Origin of the sequence: Actinoplanes sp. KI2 (genome assembly GCF_025630775.1) — a bacterium.
Lineage (GTDB): Bacteria > Actinomycetota > Actinomycetes > Mycobacteriales > Micromonosporaceae > Actinoplanes.
This window is the reverse complement of the sequence record NZ_JAOSZE010000007.1, coordinates 96,995-109,675: the sequence shown is the minus strand read 5'-3', so window position 1 is coordinate 109,675 and position 12,681 is coordinate 96,995. Positions and strand designations below refer to the sequence as shown.

Here is a 12,681-nt window from a genome sequence, read left to right as displayed (position 1 = left end):
CGCCGGGGAAGCGCGACCGGATCGTCACAGGCCCCGCTCCGGCGTTGCCCCGATGCCTGGTCGCAGTCATACCGCAATGGTGACCACTCATGCGGGCCGCGGAAAGCCACCGGACGGTTCGTTGCTCAACTGCAAGCATCCGGCCCGGCGCCGCCCTGGGCCGGACCGTTGTCGTCCAGCCCCGCCGTCACCGCGATAGCCATGGCGACGGCGGGCGAGTCGTTGCGCAGGATCCTGGTGTGGTTGCTCGCGACCTTGGCGCTCACCGTGAGGTTCGGGTTACGAGCGAGGATCGGGTCGAGCACCTTTCGTCCTTCCTCCATTTCGCCGTCCCTGGTGCCGAGGCTGTCGCCGGTGGCCAGGACGAACCGCACCGGGCAGGTCAGTCGGTCGAGGACCGGCACGCTGGCGGCGCCGATCTCGTTGAGCTCGATGTTGACGTCGGCGTGCTGGTCGGCGCTCATCCGCGCGGCCAGGCGCAGCCGGGCGGCGATCGGCAGGAACAACCGCATCCGCCGGAACAGCTTGCGGATGCGCGCGTGACCGTCCTCGCCGGTCAGGCCGACCGGGAAGGCGTCCACGCACACCACGCCCAGCACCCGCTCGGGGTTCCGGTCGGCCCAGTGCCAGGCCAGGACGCCGCCGTAGGACCAGCCGACCAGCAGTGCCCGGTCCACGCCGCGGGCCGTCAGCACGGCATCGACATCCCGCAGGCAGGCCTCGAACGAGTAGTCCGCGGAGCGCCCCGACCTGCCGCGGGCGCGCTCGTCGTAGGTGATGTGCCGGTAGGCGTCGCCCAGGCCGGCGATGACCCGCCGCCAATGCGACTGATCGGCGTAGGCACCGTTGAGGTAGAGCACGGGAACGCCGCGGCCGCCAGTGTCGGCCACATACAGTGTGGTGTCGTCGACCGGCACCTTGCCGGTCCAGACGGAATCTTTGACAGTCACCGTCGCCCTCACTTCTCGTCCGTGCCGGGCTTTGCGCCGAGGGACTCCTGATAGATGTCCGCGTACGTGCGGGAGTCCTTGATCAGGCCGTCGGCGAAGGCGGCGACGTCGGTGCCGATGAGCTCGGTGACGCTCTTGCCGGAGGCGGCGCCCTCGGTGAAGAAGTCGACGATGCCGGAGAGCAGGGTGCCGTCGGCCAGGTCGACCGGCCCGACCTTGAACAGATACCGCTGCATTTCCTGGTAGACGATCTGGTAGTCCGGCGGGAGTGCCTTGACCCGGGCCAGGTGTGCCCGCCACTGCCTCTTGCCCTCGATGATGTCCTGGATGCCCATGTCAGCCTCCCAGCCGGGCCAGTTTGCGGGCGACGTTGCGGTTCAATTGCTCGCGCCACCGGTCGCGGTAGGTCCGGGCGCCCGCCCCGCCGGCCAGCGCCGCGCAGAAGCCCGGGATGTCATCGCCGAGCACCTCGACGACGCTCTGCCCGTCCGCCGAGGCCTCCTCGAGCAGTCCCAGGGCGGCGTCGACGATCGGGGTCAGGTTGCGACCGGTGAAATCCCCGTACGGGAAGAGGTTGCTCTTGATCTGCTCCCAGGCCTCGCGGTGGTCGGCCGGCAGCGCCTGGGCCCGGGCTTCGAAGGCTTTCCAGTCCCTGGTGAGATCGCTGCCGGTGATGGTCGCCCAGAAGTTCATCGGCCGCCCTCCTTGAGCTTGTCGATGCGGGATGAGACGTATTGCCATTTCGCCCAGAACGTCGCGAGTTCCCTGCGCCCGGCGTCGTTGAGTGCGTAGAACTTGCGCGGCGGGCCCACCTCGGACGGTCGTTTCGTCACCTGGACCAGGCCGTTGCGCTCCAGCCGCAGCAGGATGGTGTAGACCGTTCCCTCGATGACGTCGGCGAAGCCGAGCTCGTTGAGCCGGCGGGTGATGGCGTACCCGTAGGTCTCCTCGCCGGCGATGATCTCGAGCACGCAGCCCTCGAGCGTGCCCTTCAGCATCTCTGTCAGGTCCTCCATCGCGGCTCCTCCCGAGCGGCAGTACCTCGTACCACCGAGTACCACTATACGGTATCACCGAGTACCGGCCACCGGAGCCGCACAAGCAGGCCGATGCTGAAGGATCGCTGAAGACCGGCGACGTTCGTCGGTGTCCGGGTCATCTGCCGTATGCCGGCGACGGCTCGGCTGTTCACCATCGGCTCATAGACAGGCGGCACAGGTTCGCGGATCTCGAGAAAGGATCCCGAGATGATCCGTTCCGCCGTCGGCTTCGTCGCCGTGCTGGGTCTGCTGGCCGCCACACCGGCCGATGCCGCGCCCGCCGGTGCGCATCCGTCGCATTCGTCGCACGTGCTGCTGCTCTCCGTCGACGGCCTGCACCAGCAGGACCTCGACTGGTACGTGCAGCACCATCCGCACTCGACGCTCGCCGCGCTCACCGCGTCCGGCACCGGCTACCGCAACGCGGCCACGCCGTACCCGTCCGACTCGTTCCCCGGCATGCTGGCCCAGGTCACCGGCGGTAACCCGGGTACCACCGGCGTCTACTACGACGACACCTGGAACGCGGCGCTGCTGCCCGCCGGGACGAGCAAGTGCGCCGGGGCGAAACCGGGCGCCGAGGTCGACTACGCCGAGCCGGCCGACCGGGACCCGACCCGGCTCGACGCCGGACAGGGCCTGGCCGGGCTGCCCGGCTCCATCCTCGCCATGACCGGCTCGCCCGAGCAGGTCATCGACCCGGCGCAACTGCCGGTCGACCCGGCCACCTGCGCCCCGGTCTACCCGCACCAGTACCTCAAGGTGAACACGGTCTTCGAGGTCGCCCGCCGGCACGGGCTGGTGACCGCCTGGTCCGACAAGCACCCCGCGTACGACATCCTGCAGGGTCCGTCCGGCGCGGGCATCCAGGACCTGTTCACGCCGGAGGTGAACAGCACCGCCGACGCCGCCGGCGACGACTGGACCAAGGTCAACCGCCTGACCCAGCAGTACGACGGCTACAAGGTGCAGGCCGTGCTCAACCAGATCGACGGGTACGACCACAGCCGCTCGATCAAACTGGGCACGCCCGCGGTGTTCGGGATGAACTTCCAGACCGTCTCGACCGCGCAGAAGCTGCCGACCTCGGACGGGCAGGCCGGCGGCTACCTGGCCGACGGGCGCACGCCCGGGCCGGTGCTCTCCGCGGCGCTCGACTTCGTGGACGCCCAGATCGGCCGGTTCACCGCCGAACTCGCCCGGCAGCACCTGACCGGCCGCACCACGATCATCGTGTCGGCCAAGCACGGCCAGTCCCCCACCGACCCGGCCCAGCTGACCCGGATCGACGACGGCGCGATCCTGGACGCGCTGAACGCGGCCTGGACCGCGGCCGGTCACACCGGCGACCTGGTCGCGTTCTCGGTCGACGACGACACGATGCTGATCTGGCTGACCGACCGGTCCCCCGCCGCCACCGCCTTCGCGCAAGGCTTCCTGCTGCACCACGACGGCACCGGCAACGACATCACCGGCACTGCCCGGCCGTACACCGCGTCCGGTCTTTCCCGGGTGTACGCCGGCGCGGCCGCCGCCGCGTTCATCGGGGTCCGCCCCGGCGACGCGCGGGTGCCCGACCTGATCGGCATCGCCCAGCCGGGCGTGGTCTACACCGCGAAGAAGTCGAAGATCGCCGAGCACGGCGGTGACGCGCCGGCCGACCGGCACGTGCCGATCGTGGTCTCCGGCCCCGGCACCGCCCGGGACACGGTGGACACGCCGGTCGAGACCACCCAGATCGCGCCGACCATCCTGCGCCTGCTCGGCCTCGACCCGCGCGAGCTGGACGCCGTCCGCATCCAGCACACCGCCCCGCTCCCCGGCTGAATGGACGGTGACAGTCGCGGCTACGGGCCACTGAGTTGGAGAGCGGTGTCCGGCCACGGGCCGGCCCGTCGAAAGCCGGTGTGCCGTCGGGACGCCGCGTCAGGCCGGCAGGGCCGGCTCGGGCGCGTCGTTGCCGCGCACCGCCAGGTAGGCGATCAGCGCGACGATGACCACGGCCCAGGCGACGGTCACCGGCCCGGTCCCCCAGCCGAGCCCGCCGCGCGACACCGGCACGCCCATCCAGTCGGCGAACGACGCCCCGAGCGGCCGGGTGATCACGTACGCCGTCCAGAACGCCGCCACCGCATTCATCGACCGCGCCCGGAACGCCAGCCCCGGCACCACGATCGCCGCCGCGAACACGAACCCGGACACCAGATAGCCCCACCCGAAAGTGGTGGCGGTCAGATCGCCGGCCGCCGTGCCGAGCGCGAACGTCACCAGCACGGTCGCCCAATAGAACAACTCCGGCCGCCCGCGGGTCACGGTGTGGATGGACAGCGTGCGCTCGCTGAGATACCACAGGCCCAGCACCGCGACCAGCGCCACCGCGAAGAAAGTCGTCGAGACCGTGTACGGGATGCCCAGCCCCACATGCAGCACATCGGCCGCCATCGTCCCGAACACGCTGACCATGACCACCGCGAACCAGTACAGCCCGGTCGAGTACGAGCGGGCCCGCACCTGCACGACCAGCGCCCCGGCCAGCACCAGCCCGGCCGCACCGACCGCCACCTCCGGCGCGATCGTCCGGGCCAGGTAATCCGAGGCGGTCTCCCCCATCCCTGTGGTCAGCACCTTGATGATCCAGAACAGGGCGGTCACCGGCGGCACCTTCACCGCGAGCGCCGCAGGGTCGAGAGGCCGGATCCGTTCATTGACAGTCACGGCGCGACAGGCTCTCGGCCCGACCCTGAAAAAGCGCTGAACGCACCCTCGATCGGGGGTAACGCCCGGCGTTTTCATGCTTTCCTCAGGCGCCGGTCGATAGCTTTCGCCGCCGTGACGTCATTGCAGTGGCCCGCGCCGACCGGCCATGCTTGGAGAAATCGGATGAAACCGTGCGCGGCCGCCATCGTGGTCGCCGCGGTGGTCGTCACCACGGCCTGGGAGCTCGGCCCGCCGGAACCGACGCCGTCGGCCGGCGTCTCGGCACCGGCGCCGGAAACCGGCCGCAAGGTCATGGTCATCGCCGAGGAGAACCACGGGTACCACGACATCATCGGCGACCCGCACGCCCCGTACCTGAACAGGCTGGCCGCCAGGTACGGCATCGCCACCAACTACGACGCCGGCTATCCGGCGCGCTGTCCCTCGCTCGCCGCGTACATCCTGATGACCAGCGGCACCACGGCCGGCATCTGCGACGACAAGGACCCCAAGTTCCACCCGCTGACCGGCGACAACGTGTTCCACCAGCTCAGCGCCGCGGGCCGGCAGTGGCGGGCCTACGCCGAGTCGTCGCCCGGCGGCTGCGCCCTGAGGAGCAAACACACCTATCTCGTACGCCACGTGCCGCCGACCTACTTCCGCGACACCCGCGCCGACTGCCGCCGGTGGGCCGTCCCGCTCGGCACGCCCACCGGCGGCGCCCTGCACCATGACGTGGTCAACGGCGTCCTGCCCGCCTACGCCTTTGTCAGCCCGAACGCCTGCCACGACATGCACGGCGCTCCCAGCTGCCCCACCGAGCTCACCGCGGCCGGCGACCATTGGCTGCGGACCTGGTTGCCGCACATCGTCGCGGGCCCCGATTACCGCGCGGGCCGGCTCACCATCATCATCACCTGGGACGAGGGCACCTCCACCAGCAATCACATTCCCACCATCGTGGTCGCCCCTTCGGTGAAACACGTCCGCACCGCTCAACGACTGACCCATTGCTCCACCCTGCGTTTCACCGAGGAACAATTGCGCCTGCCGCTGCTGCGCTGCGCCGCCGGCGCGACCTCGCTCGCGTCCGCCTTCGGCATCCGACGCCGGCCTCGCGGAGCTCTAGCACGCTGAGATTGCTGCTCCGAGCTTTTGTGCGGATGTCGCCCGCACGAGTGTTTCAGCGGAACTTAAGGCTGGCTGATCGAGTATTGGCGGCCGTGACACCCGCCTGAGAACGGCCGGGGAATCAGTTCCGTCGCATTCTTCCCGAGATTTCTTAAGGAGAAATAATGTCGGTGACTTATGCCACCGCAGAACGCTCGCGTGTCTGGTTGACCAAAGTTCCGGCGATCACCGCCACATTCTGGGTAATCAAGGTCTTGTCCACGACAATCGGCGAGACATTCTCCGATTATCTGGCCGTGAACGCCGGCCTCGGACCGCTGGTCACCGATGCCCTCATGGCCGGCGTGCTCACCACCGCGCTGGTCGTCCAGTTCCGCACCCGCGCGTACACGCCCTGGACCTACTGGCTGTGCGTCGTACTCGTGAGCATCGTCGGCACCCAGATCACCGACTTCTGCACCGACACGCTTCAGATCAGCCTCTACCTGAGCACCGCGGTCTTCGCCGTCGTCCTCGCTGTCGTCTTCGTCGTCTGGCACCGGCAGGAGCACACGCTCGCGATCACCTCGATCGACACCCGGCGCCGGGAGGGCTTCTACTGGGGCGCCATCCTCACCACGTTCGCGCTCGGCACCGCCGCGGGCGATCTGGCCACCGAGGCGCTGAGTCTCGGCTTCCGGAACGGGGTGCTGATCTTCGGCGGGCTCATCCTGGCCACCTGGATCGCGTACCAGGCCGGCGCCGGGCAGGTTCTGACATTCTGGATCGCGTACGTGCTCACCCGGCCGCTCGGCGCCTCGATGGGCGACCTGCTCACCCAGGACAAACAGTTCGGCGGCCTCGCCCTGGGCGCCAGCGCGACCAGCATCCTGTTCTTCGCCGTCATCATCGTCCTGGTCACTCGCGAGCAACTGCTGGTCAACCGGCACGGGGTCGCCGAAAAGGGCGCGGGCCCCGCCGGCGGGCATCGAGCCGACCTTGCCTGGGCAGGCGCCGGGCTCGCGGTGGTCGCCGCATTGGGCCTAGGGCTCAGCGCCACGCACTCCGCCGCGTCCGGAAACAGTTCACTGACCGTCGCCGACCTGGCGATGCCCGCGGCAGGCCAACCCGCCGGAGAGGCACCCGGGGCGGCGCCCGCGCGGAAGGTTCATCCGACCACCCGGCTCGGCGACCTCACCTCCTTCGCCGCCATCGGGAACGACGTCGAGGTCAAGGTCGCCAAGAACGACCTGTCCGGCGGCAAGGCCCGGATCAAAGACCTCGAGGTGGCCTGGGACGACGCCGAGGCCGGACTCAAACCCCGCGACCCCGCCAAGTGGCACCAGCTCGACGGCGAGATCGACGACGCCCTGTCCGCCCTGCGCGCGGGCCGCCCCAGCCAGTCCGACTGCTCGTCGACGCTCACCACGCTGATCACCACCCTGAACAAGTACGACGGCATCTGACCGGCCTCGGTAAGCCGGAGACCTCGGGGTAGCGGTGCTGGGCGCACCGCTACCCCGGGCGAGCCCTGCAACTTTAGTCCTATTCATACCTTTCAGGGTCTTCAGCGCGCTCTTATCCCTGTCCGCCTAGCATCCGCCACATGCACCGTCGTGATGCTCTTCGCACGGTCACCGCCCCACCGCCGGCCGGCCTGCGCGCCCGCCTCCGCCCGGTCATCGCCACAGAACCGTTCGCGTCCGTGGCCGTCACCGCGCTGATGCTGCTCGCCGGCTGCAGCTCGGTCCCGGCTCCGGCCGAACTCCGCACCTCTTTGCCCGCGCCGGCGCCGTCCGCGGCGGCCGTTCGGAGCCTGCTGCCGGGGATGCCGCCGCCGGTCGATCCGGCCGATGTCTACGCCGCCGACCGCCCCGGGCACTTCGCGGCCGCCGCCGCGCGCGCCCGGCCGCTGGTCTACGTCCCCAACTACGGCAGCGACACCGTCTCCGTGATCGACCCCCGGACGTACCGGGTGATCCGCACCGTGCCGGGCGGGCACGGCCCGCAGCACGTGGTGCCCTCCTGGGATCTGCGCACGCTGTGGGTCAACGACAACACCGGCAACACGCTGATCCCGATCGACCCGGTCACCAGCAGGTTCGGCAAGCCGGTTCCGGTCGGCGACCCGTACAACCTCTACTTCACGCCCGACGGCCGGTTCGCGATGGTGATGGCCGAATCGCGCCAGGCGATCGTGTTCAGCGACCCGCACACCATGGCGCCCCGGCACGTGCTTTCCGTGGGCTGCGGCGGGGTGAACCACGCCGACTTCTCGGCCGACGGCCGATACTTCATCGCGACCTGCGAGTTCACCGGCGACCTCGTCAAGGTCGACACCGCCGCCCAGCGCGTCGTCGGCCGACTGCACCTGCCCGGGCACGCCATGCCCCAGGACATCAAAATCTCGCCGGACGGACAGACCTGGTACGTGGCCGACATGCAGACCAGCGGCCTGTGGGTCGTCGACGGCGACCGGATGACGGTCCGCACCTTCGTGCCCACCGGCGACGGCGCCCACGGGCTGTACCCCAGCCGCGACTCCCGCTACCTCTACATCGCCAACCGCGGCGCGGGCAGCGTGTCCGTCCTGGACTTCCGGACCGGCCGGCTGGTGGCCACCTGGCAGTTGCCCGGCCACGCCAGCCCCGACATGGGCGGCGTCTCCGCCGACGGCCGCGTCCTGTGGCTCTCCGGCCGCTACGACCGCGAGGTCTACGCCATCGACACCACGACCGGCCGCCTCGTCGCCCGCATCCCGGTCGGCACCGAGCCACACGGCCTCTGCGTCTGGCCCCAGCCGGGCCGCTACTCGCTGGGCCACACCGGAATCCTTCGCTGACCAGCCTCAGTGCGGCCGTGTCACTCGTCCCGCTCGATCGGCCCTGGTGGGGTCGCCGGTAATTCCATGCTCGGCGAGCGGGCCCACCTCCAGACCGCGGGCGCGGCAGGTGGTGAGGATCGCGGGCAGCGCGCCGAGCATGGCCAGCCAGCATTTCGGCGCGGCCGCGTGGTCGCTGTCGTGCAGCAGGATCGTCCCGCCGCCCTCGAGGGTGCGCAGCACGCTGCGGTAGACCGAGTCGGGTGTGCAGGCCCGCGTCCAGTCCCGGCCCCAGGCGGTCCACAGCACCGGGCGCAGGCCGAGCCGGCGGGCCTCCAGCAGGGCGGCCGCGTTCGCCATCCCGTACGGCGGGCGCCACCAAAGCGGCCTCGCCCCGGTCACCGCGGTGATCGCCGCGGTGGCCCGGCCGATGTCGTGCCGGGTAGCGGCCGGGCCGTGCCGCAGCAGCAGGCGGTGCTCGTAGCCGTGCACCCCGACCTCGTTCCCGGCGTCCACGATCTGCCGGGCCACCTCGGGCAGTTGTTCGGCCATCCGGCCGAGCAGGAAGAAGGTGGCCCGCACCCCGGCCCGCGCGAGCAGGTCCAGCAGCTCGGGGGTGGCGTCCGGATGCGGCCCGTCGTCGAAGGTGAGCGCGACGTGCCGGGGGTCGCCAACACCGGCCAGGCGGGGAAGCAACCGCCGGCGCAGCGGGCCGATCGCGGCGACCGACGGGAACGGATGGCCGGCCGTGGCCACGGCGGCCCTGGTGAGCTGCCGGGCGTACGCCTGCTTGATGGTCTTTCCCCAGCCCGCCGGCAGCAGGTCCAGGTAGTCGACACGCCGGACGGGGGAAGGACTGTCCATGGCGGAGAGGCTGGTGATTGCGTGCTGAGGAATCGCTGAAGGCCATCAAGGTCGGCCTCCGCGTGCTCTCGGTCGTGCCGATCGGCATCGAACTGGCGCGGGCCCGCGGGGTCGGCTCGCAGCGTCGTCAGGCCGTGTCAGCACTCAGGACGTCGGCTACCGGCCGCCGTGCTCCGAGGCCGGCCGGTATCGCCGTGCAGATCGCTACCGCGAGCACCGAGCCGATCAAGACCCCGGCCAGGCCGGCCGGCGGAGGCATGGTGATCGATGTCTGAGTCACCAGGCGATAGACGGCCAGCCCGGCCGGCACCCCGAGCAGCGCGCCGAGCCCGGCCGGGACGACCTGAGCCGCCGACAACCCGCCGGTCACCTGGCTGGGCGTGGCCCCGAACGCGCGGGCCAAGGCCGACGCCGGACGGGCGTCAGCGACCGTGGCCCAGGTCAGGAAGACCGTGTTGACCGCGGCCAGTACCAGCAACATCACCGTGATGGTGGTGGTGACCTGGGTCAGCCGCTCGGTCCGCGGGTTGTGCAGGCCGCCGCCGTCGCGGGCGGCGACGGTGGCGCTGGTCAGGATCGCGACCAGGCCGGTGACGGTGACCGCGCTGCTCAGCACCGACAGCACGGCCCGGCCCGGACGGCGGCCGATCAGGCGCAGCCCGAGCAGCAGAGCAACGGGCATCCGGGCGGACAGCGCGATCAGCCCGCCGGTGCGGCGAGGCGTGCGGGCGGGCGCCTCGAGCGCGGTGACAGTCGCGGATCGGGCCGCCCGCAGCGCCGGGATCAAGGTCGCGGTGAGCGCGACGAGCAGGGCCGCCGCGATCACGGTGGCGACGGTCGAGCCGGTCAGTGTGGCGGGGCCGGGCGTGCCGAGCAGCCCGGCGCCGGGGCCGGTGAAGCGGCCGGCCAGCAGCCGCCCGGTGACGAGTCCGGCGACGGCGGCGAGCAGGGCCAGGGCGAGATGCTCGACGAGCAGCACGGTGGCGATCAGGCCCGGTGTTGCGCCGACCGCCTTGAGCAGGCCGACCCGGCGGGTCTGTTCCAGGGTGCGGCGGCCGGCGAGCACGGTCAGCCCGGCGATCGCGAGCAGCGCGAGCAGGACCGCGCCGACCTGCAGGGCGGCCTGGGCGGAGCGGGTGACGCCGGCGTCGGCGTCGCGGATCTGCTGCCAGGCGAGCAGGAACGGGCCGCCGGTGCCGGGTCCGGGCAGGGTGCCGTGGGCCGCGGCGAACGCGGGCGCCGCCGCCGGGTCGGCCAGGCGCAGGTCGAGCAGGTAGACGACGGCCGGGGTGGTGCGCTCGTGCACCGTCGCCAGGTCGGCCGGGGTCAGCCAGACCAGCCCGAGGTCGAAGGCGTGCGGGCCCGGTGCGACCCCGGCGAAGCAGAGCAGGTGACACAGGCTGCTCGGGTACGCCGGCAGGGCCGCGCTCACCGCCGTACCGCCGACCCGGAAGGACCGGCCACCGAGCGTGACCTGATCGCCCACCCGGGCGCCGAGAGCGTCGGCGAAGCCGCGCTCGAGCACCACCGAGCCGGCGCCGACCCAGGCGCCCGAGGTCAGCTTCGGCCGGTCGATCGGGTCGCCGCCCGGGTCGCGGCCCAGCGCCTGCACGGTCGCGGTGTGTCCGCCGAGGGCCAGGGTGGTGTGTGCCAAGGGCATCATCGGGCCGTGGGCGCGCACGCCGGGCAGGCGGGTGATCGTGTCGACGCTCGCGGTGGTCGGTGGCGTGCCGTTCTCGCTCAGGAAGCCCGCGACGGCGTCGGGTCCCGCGGTCATGGCCCGGGTCTGTTCGTACGGATGGTCGGTGACGCCGTGCAGGGCGAGCCCGATCGTGAGGGTGGCGGCGGCCACGGCCAGCACCACCAGCGCCAGGATCGCCTCGACCGGGCGGCGGCGCAGGTCACGCCGGGCGAGCCGCAGCACGAGCAGGTATCGGCCCATCACGCCGCCTCGGCGAGCAGGGTCTGGTCGACCAGGGCACCGTCGCGCATCGAGAGGATCCGGTCGGCGATGCCGGCGATCCGGGCGTCGTGGGTGACGATGACCAGGGTCTGGCCGGTCCGGTGCAGCCGGTCGAACAGCCGCAGGATCTCGGTGGTCGCGGCGCTGTCGAGGTTGCCGGTCGGCTCGTCGGCCAGCACCACCAGCGGCTCGGCGCACAACGCCCGGGCGACTGCCACCCGCTGGCGCTGCCCGCCGGACAGCGCCGACGGCAGGTGCCCGGCGCGGTCGGCCAGGCCTGTCCGGTCGAGCAGCTCGAGCGCCGCAGTGCGGGCCGCACGCGGCGAGCGGCCCGCCAGCAAGGCCGGCATCTCGACGTTCTCCACCGCGGTGAGCTCGGGCATCAGATGAAACGCCTGGAAAACGAAACCGATCCGATCACGTCGCAGCCGGGCCAGCCCCCGCTCGCTCATCGTGTCGACCCGACGGCCGCCCAGCTCGATCTCGCCGCCGGTCGGCCGTTGCAGGCCGCCGAGCAGATGCAGCAGGGTCGACTTGCCGCAGCCGCTCGGGCCCATCACCGCCACGGTCTCGCCGGCGGCGATCTCGAGGTCGATGTCGTCGACCGCACGGACCCGGCCCGCGCCCGTACCGAATTCCTTGCGCACCTTCCGGGTACGCAGCACCGCATCGCTCATGATCTGTCCCCTCGGGTCGTCCAGGCTTGTTCGCACGCGTCCAGCCACTTCAGGTCGGCTTCCAACCGCAACACCTGGCCCTCCAGCAGCAGCTCGGCCGGCGAACCGGGCGGCTCCGCCAAGGCGGCCCGTTGCGCGTCGCGCAGCCGGCGCAGCAACTCCCGGCGCTGCGCGTCGATCAACGCGACCGGGTCGGCCAGGCGCGCCGCCGCAGCCGCGGAAAGCTTGAGATGAAAGTCGGTAGGCGCCGGCCGGGGCCACGCCACCTCGCTCAGCCACTCGCCGACCCGCTGCTGCCCCGCAGATGTCAGGGCGTACACCTTGCGGTCGCGGCCCTCACCGTCGCCGGCCGGTTCCCAGGTGACCAGGCCTGCCTTCGCCAGCCTGGTCAGGGTCACGTAGATCTGCCCGTCGTTGAGTGACTCACCGAGCGGGCCGAGCGCATCGCGCAACCGGCTGCGCAGTTGATAGCCATGCGACGGCTCCTTGGCCAGCAGGGCCAGCACCACGTCCTGCATCGCACCTCCACCGATAACCGTTACCTGTCAGATAACCGTTA

General features: G+C 71.3%; 13 protein-coding genes. 4 read left to right on the top strand and 9 right to left on the bottom strand.

The features are described from left to right. Positions 1-125: 125 nt before the first annotated feature. From ODJ79_RS09215 to ODJ79_RS09200, 4 genes are read right to left on the bottom strand one after another with little or no spacing between them, the layout of a single operon-like run. Positions 126-950, bottom strand: a complete 825-nt coding sequence (locus ODJ79_RS09215; RefSeq protein WP_263022920.1) for an alpha/beta fold hydrolase — start codon at positions 948-950, stop codon at positions 126-128. A gap of 8 nt (positions 951-958) precedes the next feature. After that, complete coding sequence (locus ODJ79_RS09210; protein WP_263022919.1) at positions 959-1,285, bottom strand: DUF1048 domain-containing protein; 327 nt, start codon at positions 1,283-1,285, stop codon at positions 959-961. 1 nt (position 1,286) lies between these two features. After that, on the bottom strand, positions 1,287-1,643 hold the full coding sequence (locus ODJ79_RS09205; RefSeq protein ID WP_263022918.1) for a DUF1048 domain-containing protein: 357 nt from the start codon (positions 1,641-1,643) through the stop codon (positions 1,287-1,289). Continuing rightward, the gene (locus tag ODJ79_RS09200; RefSeq protein WP_263022917.1) at positions 1,640-1,966 is read right to left on the bottom strand and encodes a PadR family transcriptional regulator; all 327 of its coding nucleotides are present in this window, start codon (positions 1,964-1,966) and stop codon (positions 1,640-1,642) included. Before ODJ79_RS09200 ends, ODJ79_RS09205 begins: the two co-directional genes overlap by 4 nt. A 231-nt stretch (positions 1,967-2,197) precedes the next feature. On the opposite strand from ODJ79_RS09200, the gene ODJ79_RS09195 reads away from it, so the two are divergent. After that, on the top strand, positions 2,198-3,817 hold the full coding sequence (locus ODJ79_RS09195) for an alkaline phosphatase family protein (protein WP_263022916.1): 1,620 nt from the start codon (positions 2,198-2,200) through the stop codon (positions 3,815-3,817). 99 nt (positions 3,818-3,916) lie between these two features. Here the strand turns inward: ODJ79_RS09195 and ODJ79_RS09190 are convergent, their stop codons facing one another. Next, positions 3,917-4,705 (bottom strand): hypothetical protein, encoded by a 789-nt coding sequence (locus tag ODJ79_RS09190; protein WP_263022915.1) that lies wholly within the window; start codon positions 4,703-4,705, stop codon positions 3,917-3,919. Between the two features lie 165 nt (positions 4,706-4,870). Here ODJ79_RS09190 and ODJ79_RS09185 point away from each other — a divergent pair, with 165 nt between their 5' ends. The 3 genes from ODJ79_RS09185 to ODJ79_RS09175 all read left to right on the top strand — a co-directional run bounded on the left by ODJ79_RS09185 (position 4,871) and on the right by ODJ79_RS09175 (position 8,639). Beyond that, entirely contained in the window at positions 4,871-5,824 is a 954-nt protein-coding gene (locus ODJ79_RS09185) for an alkaline phosphatase family protein (RefSeq protein ID WP_263022914.1), read from the top strand. Positions 5,825-6,024: 200 nt separating this feature from the next. Continuing rightward, positions 6,025-7,263: a hypothetical protein gene (locus ODJ79_RS09180; protein ID WP_263022913.1), complete on the top strand. Its 1,239-nt coding sequence runs from the start codon at positions 6,025-6,027 to the stop codon at positions 7,261-7,263. Between the two features lie 140 nt (positions 7,264-7,403). After that, entirely contained in the window at positions 7,404-8,639 is a 1,236-nt protein-coding gene (locus tag ODJ79_RS09175; protein ID WP_263022912.1) for a YncE family protein, read from the top strand. 6 nt (positions 8,640-8,645) lie between these two features. On the opposite strand, the gene ODJ79_RS09170 is transcribed toward ODJ79_RS09175, so the two are convergent. From ODJ79_RS09170 to ODJ79_RS09155, 4 genes are all read right to left on the bottom strand, one after another. Beyond that, positions 8,646-9,482 carry a polysaccharide deacetylase family protein gene (locus tag ODJ79_RS09170; protein ID WP_263022911.1) on the bottom strand — a complete coding sequence of 279 codons (837 nt, stop codon included), beginning with the start codon at positions 9,480-9,482 and terminating at the stop codon, positions 8,646-8,648. A gap of 127 nt (positions 9,483-9,609) precedes the next feature. Next, positions 9,610-11,424: an ABC transporter permease gene (locus ODJ79_RS09165; RefSeq protein WP_263022910.1), complete on the bottom strand. Its 1,815-nt coding sequence runs from the start codon at positions 11,422-11,424 to the stop codon at positions 9,610-9,612. Next, positions 11,424-12,122 (bottom strand): ABC transporter ATP-binding protein, encoded by a 699-nt coding sequence (locus ODJ79_RS09160; protein ID WP_263022909.1) that lies wholly within the window; start codon positions 12,120-12,122, stop codon positions 11,424-11,426. The genes ODJ79_RS09165 and ODJ79_RS09160 overlap by 1 nt, the downstream gene beginning before the upstream one ends. Next, positions 12,119-12,640 carry a PadR family transcriptional regulator gene (locus ODJ79_RS09155; RefSeq protein WP_263022908.1) on the bottom strand — a complete coding sequence of 174 codons (522 nt, stop codon included), beginning with the start codon at positions 12,638-12,640 and terminating at the stop codon, positions 12,119-12,121. The genes ODJ79_RS09160 and ODJ79_RS09155 overlap by 4 nt, the downstream gene beginning before the upstream one ends. Between the last annotated feature and the right edge of the window lie 41 nt (positions 12,641-12,681).

Excerpts from the sequence above, each read along its gene's own strand:
- ODJ79_RS09205 (WP_263022918.1), bottom strand. The coding sequence starts at position 1,643 with ATGAACTTCTGGGCGACCATCACCGGCAGCGATCTCACCAGGGACTGG.
- ODJ79_RS09155 (WP_263022908.1), bottom strand. The coding sequence starts at position 12,640 with ATGCAGGACGTGGTGCTGGCCCTGCTGGCCAAGGAGCCGTCGCATGGC.
- ODJ79_RS09200 (WP_263022917.1), bottom strand. The coding sequence starts at position 1,966 with ATGGAGGACCTGACAGAGATGCTGAAGGGCACGCTCGAGGGCTGCGTG.
- ODJ79_RS09195 (WP_263022916.1), top strand. The coding sequence starts at position 2,198 with ATGATCCGTTCCGCCGTCGGCTTCGTCGCCGTGCTGGGTCTGCTGGCC.
- ODJ79_RS09210 (WP_263022919.1), bottom strand. The coding sequence starts at position 1,285 with ATGGGCATCCAGGACATCATCGAGGGCAAGAGGCAGTGGCGGGCACAC.
- ODJ79_RS09175 (WP_263022912.1), top strand. The coding sequence starts at position 7,404 with ATGCACCGTCGTGATGCTCTTCGCACGGTCACCGCCCCACCGCCGGCC.
- ODJ79_RS09185 (WP_263022914.1), top strand. The coding sequence starts at position 4,871 with ATGAAACCGTGCGCGGCCGCCATCGTGGTCGCCGCGGTGGTCGTCACC.
- ODJ79_RS09160 (WP_263022909.1), bottom strand. The coding sequence starts at position 12,122 with ATGAGCGATGCGGTGCTGCGTACCCGGAAGGTGCGCAAGGAATTCGGT.
- ODJ79_RS09165 (WP_263022910.1), bottom strand. The coding sequence starts at position 11,424 with ATGGGCCGATACCTGCTCGTGCTGCGGCTCGCCCGGCGTGACCTGCGC.
- ODJ79_RS09170 (WP_263022911.1), bottom strand. The coding sequence starts at position 9,482 with ATGGACAGTCCTTCCCCCGTCCGGCGTGTCGACTACCTGGACCTGCTG.